This is a genomic window from Lentibacillus kimchii (genome assembly GCF_055381965.1).
Genome location: NZ_AP043934.1, coordinates 543,540 through 562,005, shown reverse-complemented (window position 1 = coordinate 562,005; position 18,466 = coordinate 543,540). Strand labels below are relative to the sequence as shown.

Annotated in this window: 13 protein-coding genes and 2 pseudogenes; 11 read left to right on the top strand and 4 right to left on the bottom strand. The window is 46.8% G+C overall.

Going from position 1 to position 18,466, the window contains the following annotated elements; genetic code table 11:
* Positions 1-76: 76 nt before the first annotated feature.
* From ACZ444_RS03305 to ACZ444_RS03285, 5 genes and pseudogenes are all read left to right on the top strand, one after another.
* Positions 77-424 (top strand): annotated as a pseudogene (locus tag ACZ444_RS03305) (acyl-CoA dehydrogenase family protein); the annotation flags it as partial.
* Between the two features lie 129 nt (positions 425-553).
* Positions 554-1,909, top strand: coding sequence for an IS1182 family transposase (locus tag ACZ444_RS03300; RefSeq protein ID WP_464433229.1), 1,356 nt, complete (start codon positions 554-556; stop codon positions 1,907-1,909).
* Positions 1,910-1,987: 78 nt separating this feature from the next.
* A pseudogene (locus tag ACZ444_RS03295) lies at positions 1,988-2,809 on the top strand (acyl-CoA dehydrogenase family protein); the annotation flags it as partial.
* Between the two features lie 103 nt (positions 2,810-2,912).
* Entirely contained in the window at positions 2,913-4,457 is a 1,545-nt protein-coding gene (locus tag ACZ444_RS03290; protein WP_382358740.1) for a class I adenylate-forming enzyme family protein, read from the top strand.
* A 114-nt stretch (positions 4,458-4,571) separates the two neighbouring features.
* On the top strand, positions 4,572-5,525 hold the full coding sequence (locus ACZ444_RS03285) for an MBL fold metallo-hydrolase (protein WP_382358741.1): 954 nt from the start codon (positions 4,572-4,574) through the stop codon (positions 5,523-5,525).
* 411 nt (positions 5,526-5,936) lie between these two features.
* On the opposite strand, the gene murJ is transcribed toward ACZ444_RS03285, so the two are convergent.
* Positions 5,937-7,400, bottom strand: coding sequence for a murein biosynthesis integral membrane protein MurJ (gene murJ / locus ACZ444_RS03280; RefSeq protein ID WP_382358742.1), 1,464 nt, complete (start codon positions 7,398-7,400; stop codon positions 5,937-5,939).
* Positions 7,401-8,576, bottom strand: coding sequence for a polysaccharide pyruvyl transferase family protein (locus ACZ444_RS03275; RefSeq protein ID WP_382358743.1), 1,176 nt, complete (start codon positions 8,574-8,576; stop codon positions 7,401-7,403).
* 89 nt (positions 8,577-8,665) lie between these two features.
* Here ACZ444_RS03275 and ACZ444_RS03270 point away from each other — a divergent pair, with 89 nt between their 5' ends.
* The 5 genes from ACZ444_RS03270 (at position 8,666) to ACZ444_RS03250 (ending at position 13,991) form a co-directional block, all read left to right on the top strand.
* Complete coding sequence (locus ACZ444_RS03270; protein WP_382358744.1) at positions 8,666-8,953, top strand: hypothetical protein; 288 nt, start codon at positions 8,666-8,668, stop codon at positions 8,951-8,953.
* 235 nt (positions 8,954-9,188) lie between these two features.
* On the top strand, positions 9,189-11,573 hold the full coding sequence (secA2, locus tag ACZ444_RS03265; protein ID WP_382358745.1) for an accessory Sec system translocase SecA2: 2,385 nt from the start codon (positions 9,189-9,191) through the stop codon (positions 11,571-11,573).
* Positions 11,573-12,472 carry an accessory Sec system S-layer assembly protein gene (locus ACZ444_RS03260; protein WP_382358795.1) on the top strand — a complete coding sequence of 300 codons (900 nt, stop codon included), beginning with the start codon at positions 11,573-11,575 and terminating at the stop codon, positions 12,470-12,472. The genes secA2 and ACZ444_RS03260 overlap by 1 nt, the downstream gene beginning before the upstream one ends.
* 183 nt (positions 12,473-12,655) lie before the next feature.
* Positions 12,656-13,654 (top strand): SEC-C metal-binding domain-containing protein, encoded by a 999-nt coding sequence (locus ACZ444_RS03255; protein WP_382358746.1) that lies wholly within the window; start codon positions 12,656-12,658, stop codon positions 13,652-13,654.
* 58 nt (positions 13,655-13,712) lie between these two features.
* Positions 13,713-13,991, top strand: a complete 279-nt coding sequence (locus tag ACZ444_RS03250) for a hypothetical protein (protein WP_464433572.1) — start codon at positions 13,713-13,715, stop codon at positions 13,989-13,991.
* A gap of 144 nt (positions 13,992-14,135) precedes the next feature.
* Here the strand turns inward: ACZ444_RS03250 and ACZ444_RS03245 are convergent, their stop codons facing one another.
* A complete protein-coding gene (locus ACZ444_RS03245) occupies positions 14,136-15,098 on the bottom strand; it encodes an NERD domain-containing protein (RefSeq protein WP_382358748.1) in 963 nt (320 codons plus the stop codon).
* 149 nt (positions 15,099-15,247) lie between these two features.
* Between ACZ444_RS03245 and ACZ444_RS03240 the strand changes: the two genes are divergently transcribed.
* Entirely contained in the window at positions 15,248-15,661 is a 414-nt protein-coding gene (locus ACZ444_RS03240) for a hypothetical protein (RefSeq protein ID WP_382358749.1), read from the top strand.
* Here the strand turns inward: ACZ444_RS03240 and ACZ444_RS03235 are convergent.
* Positions 15,622-18,273: a CDP-glycerol glycerophosphotransferase family protein gene (locus ACZ444_RS03235; protein WP_382358750.1), complete on the bottom strand. Its 2,652-nt coding sequence runs from the start codon at positions 18,271-18,273 to the stop codon at positions 15,622-15,624. The two genes, ACZ444_RS03240 and ACZ444_RS03235, sit on opposite strands and share 40 nt — an antisense overlap.
* Positions 18,274-18,466: the final 193 nt, after the last annotated feature.

The following is an 18,466-nucleotide window of genomic DNA, read 5'->3' as shown; positions in this document are numbered from 1 at the left end:
TGTTTTTCTTTTTCAATTTTGAAAGCAATTACAAAAGAGATGTTTCTTAATTTAACAAATGGGGAGTTGAAGTAGAATGGATTTTACTTTATCAGATGAACAAAGAATGGTGCAAAAAACAGTAAGGGACTTTGTGAATAAAGAATTAGTACCACTTGAACAAGAGGTACTAAAAAATGAAAGAGAAGGAAAGCCTGGTCTGCCAAAGGAGAAAATAAAAGCGTTGCAAAACAAGGCTAAAGATATTGGATTTTGGGGGATTAACACACCTGAGGAATATGGTGGAGCTAATTTAGGACCCATGATGGCCGCGCTCGTGACGATGGAGTTAGGACGTACTTTCGTGCCTTTTAACTTTGGCGGTTCGGCTGACAATATTTTATATGAGGGTACTGATGAACAAAAGGAAAAATATTTATTACCTGAGCGAATTTCATAATTCATAGCCCTTGCGGCGCAAGGACTTAAAAACGTAAAAAAGGAAGTACCTCCCCAAATCTTGTATAATGGTAGTTGAACTAAAACATCCATAGAGATTGGAGGAATACTTCCTATGACTATTATACGACAACCAAGCTTATTTAGCATCCAAGAACTTTATGACATGGAACCTACCCAAAAGTATGAGGCGATCATTTCCGCCGTTGATTTGGATGCCATTTATCACGACATGGCTAAAAAATCCCGTTTGGGCGCGCCTGAAGAGCTGAATGTTGCAGCGATGATTATTTCCGTTTTCATTCGGTATGTTGAACGCATCCCAACCATAAAAGACCTGAAAAAACGCTTAGATGATGATATTGCCTTCAAATTGAATTGTGGATTTCTGGTTTCAGACAAGATTCCTTCGGAAGCTTCCTATTCCCGCCTTTTAACCAAGCTGAGCGAGTCAGATGCATTGGAAAAGGCCCAGGAAAAAGTTGTTCTTCAAGCCATTGCCGAAGGCTTTATCGCTGATGATACAGTCGCCATCGATGCGACTCATTTCGAAGCACGTGATCAGGCCCCGCCTAAAGAAGAAAAGGCAAAGCCGGAACCGAAAAAACGCGGCCGTAAATCCAGGGAAGAGCGTGACCAATGGCTCCAGGAACAAGCTGAGAAAGAAGCGAATCTGCCTCTTTATGACAGGAAAATCGAAGCTCAACTGGATGCATCTTTAACAGAACTTCGAGACGGTGTTCCCCGGGATCCCCAATGGGGGATCAAGAAAAACAGCGAAGGCAAAAATACATTCTGGTTTGGCTATAAAGGACATCTGGCTGTCGGCACATCAAGTCAATACATTTTACAGGCCCTTTTCTCATCAGGAAATCTAAATGATGGAAAAGCCGCAATTCCTTTATTGAAGGGGATGAATGAACGCTTGCCTCTTTCAAACTTGCGTTATCAGACGATGGATGCGGGTTATGATTTTGAACCGATTTACACGCAGGTCTATCGAATGGGCCAGCAATCTATCATTGCCTATAATAAACGCAATGAATCGGAACCCATAGGGTTTGATAAATATTTTGCCCCAACATGTTTCCGTGAACATTCGTACCGTTATGAAAGTTACGATGCCAAACATGAAACCCTGAAGTACACAAACCCAAAGGAATGCAAAGACTGCCCTTTAGCCCATGAAGACATATGCCAGAAAGTATTCAAGATGAAAATCACTAAAGACCTCAGGCGATACACAGCCCCGGCACGGGGCTCTAAAGCTTGGAACACCATCTACAAGCGCCGATCAGCCGTTGAACGTGTCAATGCCTATTTAAAGGAATTCTTTCAGCTCAACAATGTTCGCCATCGTTCAGGGAAACGCGCTCAGATCCATTTTGATATCGTTACGTTGATGTATAATGCATCGAAATTAGCCGCAGACCGCATTGATGCCGCGTTAAAGCAGCAGCAGGCTGCTTAGAGGAATTTTAAAAAAATACACATTAGAAATTCTGCAGGTCTTTGCGTTTTTAATAAGAGCAATTATGAAATTGATTCACCTGTCATTAATGGTGAAAAAACATCTTGTTTTGCAATCACAGAACCAGGAGCAGGTTCTGACGCAAGGAATATAACAATGCCTGCGATAAAAGACGGTGATGATTGGCTATTAAATGGGGAAAAAGTTTTCATTACAGGTGGGAACGAAGCAGACTTTGCTATGGTGTTTGCGGTAACTGATAAAGAAAAGGGCACTGACGGTGGCGTTACTTGTTTTCTGGTAGACCGTGATATGGGTTGGTACTCCGAGTATATTCACACAATGGGCGAATGGGGACCTGCAACACTGGTCTTTGAAAATGTACGTGTTCCTGAAGAAAATATCTTAGGCGAAGTAGGCCATGGTTTTAAACTTGGTATGCAGTGGATTGGTCAGGGGCGATATATGATTCCAGCTAATGCAGTTGGAGCTGCAGAAAGATTACTTCAAATGGCCATTGATTATTCTCATACTCGAAAAACGTTTGGTAAACCGATTAGCCAGAGGCAAGCGATTCAGTGGATGATTGCTGATTCTGCTGTGGATATTGAAGCAGCAAAGTGGATTGTCCTGCGTGCAGCCTGGATGGAGGAGAATGGAATAGATGCCCGTCATCAGTCTTCCATGGCGAAATTAAAGGGAGCTGTTATGGCTAATGAAGTAGTTGATCGCGTATTACAAATCCACGGTGGTATGGGTTACACAAAAGATTTACCAATTGAGCGATGGTATCGTGAATTAAGGCTGCTTAGGATTTTTGAAGGAACGGATGAAATACAGCGCCGTACGATTGCCAGAAATTTATTAAAAGGATATGAAACCGTAGGAGAGCTGTTATAAAACGATTGAAGTGTCGCTTTTATCGTTATAACTGAAGAGAGTGGCCATTTATCAAAAAGACCTAACGAGATATCTGTAACTTAGATATAAATGGAGGGATAAAATGCTTCTTTCAAAATTATTAGAGGAAAATATAAATTCCTATGGTGAGTATCCATTGCTTTATTATGGGAACAAGTCTTATACAAACGCTGAGAGTGAGCTTATGGCAAAAAAGGTTTCCTGTTTGATTGATAAGCTTGGTATAGAAGTTGGAGATAGAGTGCTTGTTTGTATGCCAAATAGTCCTGAAGTTATATTTTCGTATCAAGGTATTTTACGTTCGGGTGCCATAGTGGTCCCTGTTATGCACCTCCTCCAAGCAGATGAAATTAATTATATATTGGAGAACTCTCAAGCAAAGGCCATTGTTACGTCTTCTTTTCTATTAGATAAAGTTATCGAAGCAACAAAAGGTTTACAGATTAAACCTAAAATAATTTGTGTAGACCTGCCAAACGACGAGACATCCTCAGATCAAACTATAGACATGATGGATTGGCAAAATTCTCTTTCTAAGATTAATACCTCAGAGGAACATTCCCCAAACCTAAAAGAAGATGATGTAGCAGTCATTTTTTATACGTCAGGAACGACAGGAAAGCCAAAAGGTGTCATGTTGACCCATAAAAATTTACATGCAAATGCTTCTAACGGGGTGTTACTCAGGGAGCATGAAGAAAGAGGCACCACTTTAGGGATTCTTCCTTTGGCTCACATTTTTGGTTTTGGCGTCATGAATGATTTATTTATAAAAGGAGAATCTGTCGTTATTATTCCTAAATTTGAAACGGAAGAAGTGTTTAAAGCGATAGAAAAATATAACGTTAAATCCTTTGCACTGGTTCCGGCAATGATTCATGCAATGGTAACAAATCCAAAAGCCGATAAATACGACTTAACATCACTTGAGACTGTCACTTCAGGATCTGCAGCATTGCCAGCCAGTTTACGAGAGACGTTTTTTGAGAAATTTCAAGCGGAAGTATGGGATGCTTATGGTCTATCGGAAGCATCTCCTGGAGTGGCAACCCAAAGACATGAGTTGCCAATAAAAGAAGGGTCTGCTGGGGTACCTATGCCTGGTGTGACCATTAAAATTGCAGATGAAGATGGGACAGAATTACCTACGGGAGAAGTCGGAGAATTATTAGTGCGAGGTGATAATGTTACCCCGGGGTATTTTAAAAATGAAGCGGCTACAAAACAAGCGCTTCGAAATGGTTGGCTGTATACAGGTGATATGGCAGTGGTCGACGAGGAAGGATATCTCTATATTGTTGATCGTAAAAAGGACTTAATCATACGCGGGGGCTTCAATATATATCCACATGATCTGGAAGAATTGCTATCAAAACATGAAGCTGTTTCGGAAGTTGCAGTAATTGGTGTCCCATCTGTGAGTATGGGTGAGGATGTGCTTGCTTGTGTCGTAAAAAAAGAAGACTATAACATCACTGAAAAAGCGTTGATTGAATACTGCCAGCTTCACTTGGCAAAATATAAAACACCTCGTCAAATCGTTTTTGTTAAAGATTTACCCAGAAATGGTGTAGGTAAAATATTAAAAATGCGATTAAAAGATATGTATCAAGAATTCCAGTTTTGATCATAAAGATGATTAAAGGGTGATTATGACAGGTTAATTAGTTGTAAATCCCCCACCAAATATAGCTTATGAGTTTCAATATTACTTTTTGAAAAAGGATTTGGATGAAATATGGTGCAGAAAATAGAAAAGATTACATTATCAACAAACTTTCCAATCGGACCTGTTAATGTGTATTTGTTGTATGGAAAAAAGATCACTTTAATAGATGCAGGCGTAAAAACCAAACAGGCGTGGAAGGAATTAAATGAGGGTCTCCATAAAATGGGGCTAACCATTTTTGAAATAGAACAAATCGTTATAACACATCACCATGATGATCATATAGGGTTACTTGAGTGGATCCTGGAAATAATTTCTGTACCTGTTTATGCACATAAAAATACACAAACCTACCTCCAGGATGAAGACTATATGTATTGGAGCCACATTTTCTTTAAAAATCTTCTTTATGAGTTTGGTCTTTCAAACAAGGCGGCAAGGGAATGGTCCTTTTTAAAAAGTAAGCGGGAATTGTTAACGAATCTAAGGGTAACTAAGGAATTAAAAGAAGGAGATGTGATTCCCAATCTACCGGAATGGAGAATCATTGAAACTCAAGGGCATTCACAAGATCACATTTCCTTATATTGTGCTAAAGATAGAATTCTTATTTGTGGTGATCACGTTATTGATGACATTCATGTCGGCCTTTTTCTTGATGCACCTTTTCCTGGTGAGAAACGCGCAAAGCCGCTCCTTCAATATATTAATAACTTAAAAAAATGTCTGAGTTTTCCCGTAGAGATAACTTATTCAGGGCATGGCACTGACATTTACGATTTAGAAAGTATTGTTAATGCTCAATTAAGAAGAACAGAAAAACGAGCAACACGTCTGAAAAACACTCTATCAAAAGGAGAAAAAACAGGCCTGGATATTATTAAAGACATGTATCCTGATCGGTATGAAAATTTAATTGTCACATTTGTCCTGGAAATTACAAGTCTTCTAGATCTTTTAATAGAACGTAACGAAGTGATTGCGAAAAAAAGAAACGGAATATATCTATATCGTCTTATTGAATAAAAATTATTACATTATAAATAGGTGAATCTGACAGTGTAAAAATGAGTTTCAATCCAGTATCACAGGCGTCTATTTCTGATGCGGTACGCAAACGAAATAACCAATTGCGATTCGGCAAGGATCTCCAACTGGAAATCCATCAGCAAATTAAGATGTGGCATTCTGGACTGTCAACACCATCTCCCCTCTCATATGGATGTCTCGTCGGGGCTCAATCCTTTCAACCGTCATTTACAGCCCACCCAAATTCACTGCGAGCGAGTGGCTAACTCTTACTCGGCGGGCATCCCATTCAATTTCGAGCTGCCAGCGAGAGCGGTTCGACAAAATTCGGGTCGTGACAGGCACCCCGCACGGACGGGCACCCCGCACGGAAATTAGCATTCGCTCTGTCTCCCCCCCTTCTCTTCATCAGTGTACAAGTTTGATGCCTGTGCCGATGATGAGCAGCAGGGTGATGCCGCCGGTTGCTAGTGAGAGCAGGGCTAGGGTGAATGGCAAGAGTGAGACGAGCCATAATGCTGCGGTTGCTGCGGCTGTGTATAGTATGATTTTGCCGATGAAGCGGTGGCTGCTGACGTTTAGTTTGAGTTGCCAGCGGGCGCAGATGATGAGCAGCAGCATGTTGATGATGGCGCTTATGGCGGTGCCGAGTGCGATTGCTTCTGCGCCCAGTTGCTCCCGAAATAGGATGATGACAAGTATGTTGATGCCGATGACGGACAGGACATTCAGGGCGACGGGCAGTACGGTTTTTTCTGCGGCGTAGAAAAACCGTGTGATATAGGTGTTCAGGGCGAGTCCGAGTACGGCGATGGCATAGATTTGCAGCAGCGGGTATGTCGCGCTGGTTGAATCGGTGCTGAAGGCGCCGTATTGCAGGATGAATGTCATGATGTCTTTGGCATAAATGACCAGAAAAGCGCTTGCTGGCAGCAGGAGCAGTGTCAGGAGCCGGAAGCCTTTTTGATAGGCGTTGGTGATTTTTGTCTGATCGCCTTCCCCTGCTGCTTTGGTTAGCATAGGATAAATCATAGTTGTGACGCTTGTCATGAGCACGGCTTGGGGCATCTGCGTCATTTTCGATGCGTAGTTGAGCGCGGCGATTGCCCCGTTGTCGAGTGGTGCGGCGAACATGCGCTGGATCAGCTGGTAAAATTGCATGGTCGCACCGCCAAGCATGAGCGGGAGCGCCAGTTTCAGGAATCGCTTATTCTGCGGCATGCGCACCAGTTTCGGCTTGAGCGGCATTAAATTGCGTTTGCGGATAAAATACACGAGAAATCCGAACATTGCTGCGGCGCCGAGTGCTGCTCCGAGTGAATACGAATAGGCTGAGAGCCATGGTGTGAGCCCTGCGCCGATGATGAGATAGAGCGCGTTGAACAAAAAGGTCGACGTCGTGCTGAGCCGGTAATGGCCATAGACGTTGTGCAGCCCGCTTAGTGCTATTCCGACGACGAGGAAAAATGTTGCTGGTGCGGTCAGTCGGAACAGTTTTTCAGTCAGCGCAAGTGCGTCACCGGACATGCCGCCGAAAAACAGCTCCATCCAGAATGATGGCAGGAGCATGAAGGCGATCGTGAGCGTGCCGACCACCAGGGCCAGCATCGTGAAGACGGTCCGGGCGAAATCGTGTTTGACCTGGCTCTGCTGTTTGCCGTAGACCGAGATAAATGCTGTCGTCACCGCGCCGCCGAGCACGATGTGAAAGAAATTCGGAATGGTAAACGCCGTGATGATGCTGTCCGCTTGATAGGTTGTGCCGTATTGATAGCCGATAAACAGCTCCCGCAGAAAGGCAAACACCCGCGAGAGAATATTGATGAGTGTGATCGTGCCGAGCAGTTTGAGAAAGCGTGATGGAGCGCCCAATCAGGATCCCTGCTTTCTCATCCGGCTAGCGCCGGTGATGTTTTCCTGAATAAGGGTCATGCCCCTCGGCTCCTGATATTTCATCGCTTCAGAACGCTCTCTGAAGCGGGTCCTGGTCGTCTCCCAGTCCGCTGCCATCCGGCTGCACCCATCGGCGAAAAAGTGCTGGTTAATGTGGACATTTTCGATATGAATACTTGCCTCGGCACAGTCAATCCGGTCCATCATCGCGTGCACTTTTTGATGATAAGCAACCGCCATAACCGGCTTAGCTGCGGCCAGCGCCAGAATAAGGGAATGCAGCCGTGTTCCGATAATCAGATCCTGCTTTTCAATCAGGGCAAGCAGTTCCCGATGCGTCAGAAAATCCTCCTGCGTCTCCGTGCGATCCTGATACTGCATCAAGGCCTGAATGTCACGCACGGCACCCAGATCCTGCGGGTATTTCGTGGCGAAAAAGGTGATCACCGCCTGGTCCTGCTCGGCCAGCAGGTGATCGAGATTCGCCGCCATGCCTTCAATGTAGTGATTATATTTCTGTGTATCCTCCTCCGGCCAGTAACTGCTGTGAAAATACGGCAGCGCGGTCACACCGATCGCAAGCCGGCTGTCCGCCGGGTACTCCTGCGCTGGGGCAGGCACGTAAAACGCAGGATCCGCGATCACCTGAACCGGCTGTTTAACCCCGATGGAGGCAAGGAGGTTTTTCGATGGCGCGTCCCGGACGGTTACGAGATCAGCATGGCCCGCGAGCGATTTGACGAGCCATTTGCCGGCACGCGTGTTGATCGGTCCGGCCCCCGCACCATAAATCACTGCCGGAACATGCGCGCGCCTCGCCAGCCAGCCGTACATCGCAAAAATGACCGTACTATTTATGTAAAGATCCATTAAAATCCCGCCGCCGCCAATGATAAGCATGTCCAGCCCGCGGATGACCGGCATTGTCTGACGGATCGTCGCCATAAGCGAACCCGGCGCCGTTTTCGTCCTTTCATATAGAGGATGCGTCATCACACCTAATTTGTGGCGCGTCTCCTCCGGTGTTTTCGTGAACACACATATGTCCTCGCGCTCAACCGGATACGTCTGTTCCAGCTGGATGATAATGCCTTCCAGAATCGCCTCATCACCCTGATTCTGATTGCCATAATTTCCTGTAATTCCAATTCGCATATGATTTCTGCCTTTCTTACACATTCATTTAAATTTGACTATGGTGCATGATCCCGCATTCCCGATGGCGATATTTTTCGATCGGGAGCTTGCGGGATTGCGATCGAGAGGCTCCCGAAATCGATCGGGGTGCTCTCGATATCGATCGAGGTGCTCTCGAATTCGATCGGGATGCTCCCGAAATCGATCGAGAGGCTCCCGAATTCGATCGAGATGCTCCCGAAATCGATCGAGAGGCTCTCAAATTCGATCGAGCAGCTCTCGAAATCGATCGAACATCGCCCTTTTTCGATCGAGAGCATCGGAAGCGATCAGGCGGTGGTTCGTTTGAGAGTGTTCGTTTTCGGCGTGGCCGAAAACGTTCAATTAATGTCTAACAACTGGACAACATCATTCGACAAAATTCGGGTGGTGACAGGCACCCCGCGGGGAAACTCGCACCCTGCGGGAAACAGGCACCCCGCGGGAAAGCTTCCCCGCGGCGGGCACCCCACGGGAGCAGGCACCCCGCACAAGCGCATCCTTGTGCGGGGTCGGCACTCTTTACCTTATATTAACACGGCTGTTTATGCTATACTACTAGTAAGTTATTTTTGAAGGAGTTTCGTTGTTATGTCTACGAATCTATTGGAAAGAAAACCGAAAAATATGAAAGAGTTGAAACCGTATCTGGCGCGTGTTGAAAAGATAAATGAGTTGGAACCAAAATTTCAGGCTCTGTCGGATGAGGAGCTGCAGGCGAAAACGGCGGAATTCCGCAGTCGGCTTGATGAGGGTGAGTCGATTGATGATTTGACGGCGGAGGCTTTTGCGACGGTTCGCGAGGCGGCGGTGCGCGTGCTGGGCATGCGGCATTTTGATGTGCAGCTTCTTGGTGGTCTGGTGCTGAAGAAAGGCAATGTTGGCGAGATGGCGACTGGTGAGGGGAAGACGCTTGTTGCGTCGCTGCCGGCCTATCTTTATGCGCTGGAAGGTAAAGGCACGCACATTATCACGGTGAATGATTATCTCGCTCAGCGGGATAAGGAGCTGATCGGTCAGATTCATGAGTTTCTCGGTCTGAGTGTCGGTTTGAATGTGTCCGGCTTGAGCAGTTCGCAGAAAAAGAATGCGTATTTGTGTGATATTACATATGGGGTCGGCAATGAATTTGGCTTCGATTATCTGCGCGATAATATGGTGCAGTCGCTTGATCAAAAAGTGCAGCGCCCGTATCATTTTGCCATTATTGATGAGGTCGACAGTGTGCTGATTGATGAGGCGCGCACGCCGCTGATTATTGCTGGCAAGGATCAGGCGGCTGGGCGGCTCTATCAGGTGTGTTCGCGCGTGATTGCTGGCTTTACGCAGGATGAGGAGTTCACGTTTGATCCGGAAACGAAGGTCGCTAATTTTACCGATGATGGCATCAGCAAGTGTGAGCGGATTTTTGGGATTCCGAATTTATTCGATCTGGAGCACAGCACGCTTTTCCATGCCCTGCTGCAGGCATTGCGGGCGCGGATGCTGTTTGAGCGTGATGTGGATTACATCGTTGATGACAGTCAGATCAAGCTGGTTGATATGAATACGGGCCGTGTGATGGAAGGCCGCAGCTTGAGTGACGGGCTGCATCAGGCGATTGAAGCGAAGGAAGGGCTCGCCAATTCGGATGAGAATAAAACGTATGCCTCGATCACCGTGCAGGACTATTACCGGATGTATCCGACTTTGTCCGGGATGACGGGGACGGCGAAAACTGAGGAGAAGGAGCTGTTCCAGGTTTACGGGATGGATGTTATTCAGATCCCGACGAATAAACCGAATCAGCGGACGGACCTGCCGGATCAAGTGTTCATGACCCAGCAGGCGAAAAATGACTTTTTGCTGGAGGAGATCCGCTCGCGCTATGAAAAGGGTCAGCCGATGCTGATCGGGACGACATCGATTCTGCAGTCAGAGGAAATGGCGCGCATTCTCGATGAGGGCGGTGTCCCCTATCATCTGCTGAATGCTAAAAGTGTTGAGCAGGAGGCCCACTTGATTGCGATGGCCGGCCAGGTCGGCCGTGTGACGATCGCTACCAATATGGCCGGGCGCGGTACGGACATCATTCTGGGTGAAGGTGCTGCCGAACGTGGCGGGCTGCATGTGCTCGGCACGGAGCGTAATGAAAGCAAGCGGATTGACAACCAGCTGCGCGGGCGTTCCGGGCGTCAGGGTGATCCGGGATCAACGCAATATGTGCTCTCACTCGAGGATTATTTGCTGACGCGTTTTGCACCGGATGAACTGGAGCGGATGCGACCGAAGCTAAAATCAGATGAGAATGGTCTTGTCACCTCGTCCAACGTGCATAAACTTGTGGAAACAGCCCAAAGGATCAGTGAAGGGATGCAGTATCAGGTGCGCGAATACAACCTGAAGCTGGAATGGGTCCTGAACCAGCAGCGGCAAATTGTTTATGAGCTGCGGAATAATATTCTGGAGACAGATGATATCCTGACGTTTGTTGACAAACAAACCGCGAATGTGCCGTGGGAAATGATTGATACGTATCTGCAGGTTGATGCAGCGCCAGAAGAAATTGATTTGAAACCGCTTGAAGACAATCTGAACCGTATCCTTTTGAGTGACGTGACGCTGGCGGGACAGCAGGTAGAGACTGAAGACGACGTCAAGGAACTGGTTGAGCCGGCCTGGGAGGAACACAAGGAACGTTTCTTTTCATTTGCCGAAAACGAGCAGGTCCTGGCTTCCGTTAGGGGTCTGGCGGTTGTCGTGGTTGACAACGTCTGGAAATCACACCTGGACACGATGCAGCAGCTGAAGGAAGGCATTGGCATGCGGCAGTATCAGCAGGAAGATCCGATTCAGTTGTTTGAAAAAGAAGGCTACTCACTGTTTGAGTCCTCCTTCAGTCAATTAACGTTTGAATTGGCATCGCGTACAGCAGGCCTGATGGAGCGGAAAATCGCTGATCAAAACAAGCAAGAGTCAAAAGAAAGGACGATTTGATGTTTAATTTTGCCAAAGGAACGAAAAAAAAGCAGGAGCAAGCGGCGAAAGCTGACGACTATTTACAGCCGGATCAGGAGGAAACCTCTGACGCTGATCAGCCAGCTGTGGAAACGGAGCTGTCGATCCCGGATGACTGGGGTCTGACCGAGGAAGACCGCTACGTCTATGCGTTTCATAACAGCCAGAGCCCCAAACTGCATCAAAATCAGATTTCCATTTACGGGATGGAAGTGAAGCAAACGAAAAAAGGTATGGAAGTCGCTGGCCTGATCCGCAACACAGTCACGAAAGCTATTCAGTTCGGCGAAACGCGTGTGCTGCTTCTGGGCTCGGATCAAAAACCGGTTGCCCGCAAGACGTTTGATCTCAGCCAGCTCGGCTCGATTCCGGCAAACGGCGCGCGGCCATGGACATTCGTCTTTGAGCCGGACATGATCGTCGGTGATACAGCGCAATTAGCCGGCAGCTGGTCGCTTGCATTTGAGCTGAAAAAATCGCACCAGCTGGATTTGGAGAACTCATGGGAAGAGTCGATCAATGAGCAGACGCGCGCATCGCTCGAAACCATTGTGAAGCAGGCACCGAAGCTGAAACCGGGGGAAATGAATTTCATGGGCGTCCAGGCCAGACAGCAGGACAACGGCGATATCGCAGCCACAATCCTGATCCGCAACGGCGCGGAGAAAAATATCCATCTGGAGCAGGTGCCGCTCGGGCTGAAAGACGCCAGCGGTGAGGAAGTCGCACGCGGCAGCTTTCAAATGACAGATTTCACCATACGGGCGAATACGAGCAAACCATGGACATTCATTTTTCCAGCGCGTATGATTATTCGGGAGGAAATCGATCTCAGTGAATGGTCCGCCTACCCGATTCAGCAGGATCAGAAGGCTTAATGGCGCCTGCGGATAGGGGCCGGGCGCGGAACTTAATGATGCGCGCGGCCCCGGCCGCATCAGACAGCAGCTATGACGACACTATCCCCAACTTGTGGGTGTTACAGCTGTATTTGACTTGAAATTGCATGATCTTTCCTGCATAATAGGAAGCTAGTAATCTAACAAGAGGTGCTCGATACTATGAGCAAGATTAAACGAAATGACCCGTGCCCATGTGGAAGTGGTAAAAAGTACAAAAACTGCTGCGGCTTTGAAAATGCAGCCAATACAAGCGTTGAGCGTACGAACAGTGAACTGCAGAAGCTTCACCAGCAATTCGCCGCGGCCATTATGGACGGCTACGCACAGACACTTGCAAATTTGAAGGCACGTTACCACCGTGACGATATGGACAACGACGCGGAGACAGCCGAAATCTATCAAACCGGGCTTACACTGTGGATTCTATTTCACATCCCATTTGGCACCGAAATCCGCACCATTTTCTCGGACTTTTTCAACAAGTCCATACGCGGTGTCAGCCGGCGCACACGCGAATTGTTCGCCAGCTGGGGCGAGCAGCTGCCATCAGCCTATGAGGTGGTGCAGGTAGATGCGAACAGCCATCAGCTCACGCTGGACGATTGCCGCACGCGCGAACGTTTCCGCATCCCCTATCATCCGGAAGAAGATTTTTCCGAAGGCAGTCTGCTAATCGGAACACTGGTGCCATATGCTGATCAGTACGGTTTCTTTTATACAATTATAAAACTGTACCGTCACGAGCCGGAGCACATCACGCAATTATTAAATACTTATGACCGGCAGGATGGCGGCTTGCAGGAGCACTTCCCTGACTTTCTCGCTGACGCCCTGAATCAGGGAAAAGAAACAGATGACTGGAGCAATGCCGTTCACGAAAACGTGGCACAATTGTTTGCCGATCACATGATTGAAAAAAACGTTCAGGATGACGTCTTATTTAAAGGCGTGGCCTTCTGGCAGCGCTACGCCCAAGAAGCTAAACCATCCTTACGAAAACCCGAACCCTACGCAGCAGCCCTGGAATATCTCGTGCAGAAAGACTGGCTGCAGGATACCACGATCACCCAGGACCAGCTTGCCCGCGAGTATAACTGCACACCCGGCAGCATCTCCGCCAACTACCGCAAGCTGGCTGCAGAATCGGACGAGTCTTGACATAAGGTTAACCCTTGCCGTAATGGCAAGGGTTTTTTATTGGGATGCTCTGGCTTGGGTGGTGCTCGGGTGGATTGGGGCGGTGCTCGATCGTTATGCTGTGCGACTCGCGCGGCTTGGGGCGGTGCTCGCGCTCTATTCGGTGCGGCTCGCGCGGCTTGGGGTGGTGCTCGATCGATTTTCAGTGCGGATCGATCGCCTTTGGGTGGTGCTCGATCGATATGCTGTGCAGATCGATCGACTTTGGATGGTGCTCGATCGATATTCAGTGCGGCTCGATCGATTTTGGGCGTGTTTTTTTCTTAAAGGGAAAATTTTCGGCGTGGCCGAAAATTAACATCCTCAAACGAACGACTGCTCGATTGATTCCCCAGTGCTCCCGATCGGTTTTTGGCGGTGCTCGATCGAATTTGGGCAGAGGTCGATCGACTTTGAGTCGTGCTCGATCGATGTTCAGTACAGCTCGATCGCCTCCGACCCCCTACTTTCTATTAGACACATTATGCCATTTCCTCGTTTGAGGGTAGTAGTCTAAACCGCTGTTCTTCAGAATTCTCGAGGCCACATGGCGTGAGTTTAAACCTAAGAAATTCATACATTCCTGATTCGTGATGGTTTCCTTGATCAGCAACAAGTAATCATTAAGGGCTGTGATGTGCTCATGTTTTGAATAACAATTGCATTTCTCGCAGAGCCAGCCGCTATGAACACGTTTCATACCGCACTGCCCACAGTCTGGACAGCGGACGCCTGACCTTATATCTTTTTGTTGGAGATTATGTTGCTTGAACAGATTAATATCAAAGGTACCGCACTGGCTAAGAATCGCTTTGCCTATTTGTGGTCCAGATAACTTTTTTGCTCCTTCATCACTCATTTGGCGGTCGTACGATACGATCCGTTCATGAATTTCAGCAGCATGGGCAACATAGCTACTGACTTCTTCCTGGCTCCCCTCCACTTTGACGATTGTCGCCGGATCAGCAATAGCTACAAAACCTTTTATTGGTATTTTGCTGAAATAAAGCTGATTGAGCCAATGCTCTAGATTACGTATTTGATTTTTAACTTGGGTGATGGGATATTCAAAGCCTGACTCAATCTGATTATCGGAGCGAGTAAGCTGCCTGAGGATGGTATTAAATGTAATGAGACCTTGATAATGTTTGCTATCAACAATAAAAATCGTGTGATCAGCAATAATAAGTGAATCAATCTGAAAGTTTTTGCCGTTCGTACGCAGATAGACATCATGAAGGATCGTAAACTTCGGGGCAAGGTAATCAAGAAAATAATCGACTCTTAACTCGCCGGAATAGCCTCGCTGCTGCCGTTTGGCGTCTTCCTGTATTTTAATCAGTTCTGGAAAATTAGGTGAGAGTCGCGGAAGAAGAGCATCGAGCTTTCTTAGAGGGAGGGGTTTGCTGCGACGTTTTAATATCATGGCATCGCTCCTTTTAGAGATTTTTGTAAGAGGGCAAGTCTATCATAGCACACCGCCCTATAAAATAATAGCTGCTGATTACGTATTAAAGCGGAAAGTTAATCGAACGTTTTCGGCTGAGCCGAAAACGAACATCCTCAAATAGATCGGTGCTCGATCGACTTTGGGTGCTGCTCGATCGATTTTCAGTGCGCCTCGATCGACTTTGGGTGCTGCTCGATCGACTTTGGACGGCGCTCGATCGATATTCTGTGCGCCTCGATCGACTTTGGGCGGTGCTCGATCGATATGCGGTGCGCCTCGATCGACTTTGGGTGCTGCTCGATCGATATTCAGTGCGCCTCGATCGACTTTGGGTGATGCTCGATCTATTTTCAGTGCGCCTCGATCGACTTTGGGTGCTGCTCGATCGATATTCGGTGCAGCCCGATCGACTTTGGGTGCTGCTCGATCGATTTTCAGTGCGCCTCGATCGATTCCCAGCGCTCCCCGATCGCCCCACCACTCGTGCGCAAGCGGCTGCTCATTGCTGTGATTGTGTCAGTCTGGACTCGACCGTTTGAAAGATGCGTTGGCAATTGGACGCGTCCTGGTACTTTATAATACCTGAAATATCAACATCATAGTTTGCTAGCTGATGCTGAAGTCTGTCTTCGATTAAGTTGACCAGTTCTTCTTCGGATTCGGCGATTTTGCCGATAAAGGTTTCCTCGACTGGTCTGAGTATGCCTTTTCTGAAGAATCGTTTGACGTCGAAATGATAGTAGATAACCGGTTTGTTCATGAGCGAAAAGTCAAAGCTGACGCTGCTGAAGTCTGTTATGAGCAGGGCGTGATTGATCAATAGTTCCTGAACATAGTAAGTGTCATACGGTATGAATGTTACGCGGTCGTTGTCAACACGCATTTCGCGCTGAAAGTAGTCTTGTGCGCGGTAATGCGGGTAAAAATGCAGTTGAACATCGTAAGCTTCGAGGAGCTCTAGTAGCCGCGTATTATTAATTAGGTTTGTGTAAGCTGCATAATATTTACTTTCCAGGAATTGCTGGTCTGTATTAATCCAGTCCCGCCATGTTGGCATCAGCAAAATATCCTTTGGACGGGTGTTCTGGTTCTGGATAAGGTTATCAAATCTGGCGAGTCCTGTAACAGCCACTTCATCTTCCTGATAACCCAGTTCATCCATAACAATGTCATACTTTTCGGGTTCACTGCTGACGATGACTAGATTAAAAGGCAGCTCATAGTATTTTTTGTGATACTCGACATTCTTGCGTCCGAGAACGCCATGCTGCAGAAAGACGCGGTACGTATTTTCATAATGGAAAAAGCCGCTTGCTGGTTTGTATGGCAGGATATTTTCCAGATCATGTGTGCCTAACAGGACTTTCGCTTTGAAGGCAATCGCAAAATGTTTTTCGGATCCGAAACACAAGACATTTGGGTTATCTTTCATTTTTTCATATTCGGGTGATTCCTCATCGATAACATAGTAGGCGTCGATATCGGTATGGTTTTGCAGCCAGTGAAACAGCACAATCCCGTTGTCCTGTGCCGTATTGTACCGTTCGCCCAAGAGCCATACATTGCTGTCCTTCACCGATGTATCGGCGGGAATCTGGATGGTTCGCGGGATGGTAAAGGATTCAATTTTAAGATTGCCAAACGGTGTCGTGGTTATAAGGAAATGGTGCTGATTGGACGCGTCATCTTCCTGTTGCTTATACGTATAATAGTTATCTTTTTTGTAGTCAGCGTATTTATATTTAATTTTTTCTTTGCGAATCATGTCTCCCTGCTGATTGATGATCACCACAAAAATATCAAAAATGGTTTTCTCTTTCGATTTGAGGTTTATCAGATCCAGTTCATTTAGGTCGGCTTCAAAAACGTCCTGTATGGGCATATAGACAGCATCAAATGAATGTCTGTCTTCAATATATAAATAAGGCGCGCAGTCCATAAATTTATCGAGTGCCCCGTCCCCTTCTCCAAGCTGCCCTTTCAGAATAAAATCGTCAATCTTCCATAATTGTTTGTTTAATTTTGGCTTTTGAACGTTCAGGCCGAGTGTCGCATCTTTGCGTTTATAAAAGGCGTAGGTCATGTATTGCGCATTTACAGCGTGTTCGAACGTCAGATCCCCTTTCAGCACAGAACGCTTGATCTGCAGCTGATATTTGAGGGGTTCATCACCTTCTTGTAAGACAAAAAACCGCTTTTTGGCAAAATGGTCGTTCACATCCATCAGCGGAATATGTGCCAAGTACCCTTGAGTCTCTGGATGTAAGCTGTAGATGTAGTCCCGATCATGAACGGGGTCATTCATGATTAACTGCAGATTGGCGTCAGCTTGCTGTTCGATTGCCTCAGGCGTTATATGAAGGCTGATAGATGCCGACTGATGTTCGATCCCGATGGACGCTGCCTTTAGCCGGTTTGGCGCAACATGTAAATGGAAATAGCCCTTCTTACTCAGGGGGGTCATCCGATGATGGCAGGTATTGAAAAAGGCCATTTCCTGCTCCTGAATACCAGCCGGCGTTAACGTATTGCCTGTTTTTATAAACAGCTGCCAATTGCCTTTTGATAACAGCGACAAATCATGTACCTGGACGCATCCCTCATCCACGGTCGCCTGCAGCAACATGTCTTTTTGGCCCCGAAGGAAACACAGTTCCATAGGTGTGTCATGCCAATCCGTCATTTGAAATGAGAGCGTGTTATAACCTGTCTGGACATCACGAATAGTGATTGGTTCACGATTGAAATCATATTCCGGCAGCAGACGCCGGATCGTCAGATGTTGCTGAACCTTCGTGACCAGACATTTGCCACCGGTTATAACGGCCTCTTTCATAGCACTGTTGCTTAAGGAAGTCGTCAGCCACATCACTTGATGATTAATATAGACATGCAACACGGCGCTCGACTCGATCACGTTTAGATTATCAGCGGAAACGGTAATGGTTAAATGCTTCCCTTGCCGTTCACAAGGCAGAAAATAGGCGTGATCGTCAGTTGTTAACGCTGCCGCAACATGGTTTATATCACCCCAAAAATGACTTAGCTGAAAATAATAGGTTAATGCATCAGAGTCGCCTGACCAATCATACAAAGTTACTTTTTTCACCAAACGCTGTTTCCATTTTTTTAAGATCTTATGCCACTTCAATAATCCTCGCTCCTAGCTCATACATGTTGTCATTTTCGTGTACCTTTTTGGTCAAACCTCATAATAGCTGCTGCCTTTTGTTTAATACCGTCCCTATTCTAGCAGACCATTTTTATATCCAGCCATGCATGTAAAACAATTTACATACTTTTTACACCTCCAAGCTGGGAGGCGTTTGATTCGAGTCCGTGCG

Coding starts and splice junctions, on each gene's coding strand:
- ACZ444_RS03300 (WP_464433229.1), top strand. CDS start 554: ATGACTATTATACGACAACCAAGCTTATTTAGCATCCAAGAACTTTAT.
- ACZ444_RS03290 (WP_382358740.1), top strand. CDS start 2,913: ATGCTTCTTTCAAAATTATTAGAGGAAAATATAAATTCCTATGGTGAG.
- ACZ444_RS03275 (WP_382358743.1), bottom strand. CDS start 8,576: ATGCGAATTGGAATTACAGGAAATTATGGCAATCAGAATCAGGGTGAT.
- secA2 (WP_382358745.1), top strand. CDS start 9,189: ATGTCTACGAATCTATTGGAAAGAAAACCGAAAAATATGAAAGAGTTG.
- ACZ444_RS03260 (WP_382358795.1), top strand. CDS start 11,573: ATGTTTAATTTTGCCAAAGGAACGAAAAAAAAGCAGGAGCAAGCGGCG.
- ACZ444_RS03255 (WP_382358746.1), top strand. CDS start 12,656: ATGAGCAAGATTAAACGAAATGACCCGTGCCCATGTGGAAGTGGTAAA.
- ACZ444_RS03245 (WP_382358748.1), bottom strand. CDS start 15,098: ATGATATTAAAACGTCGCAGCAAACCCCTCCCTCTAAGAAAGCTCGAT.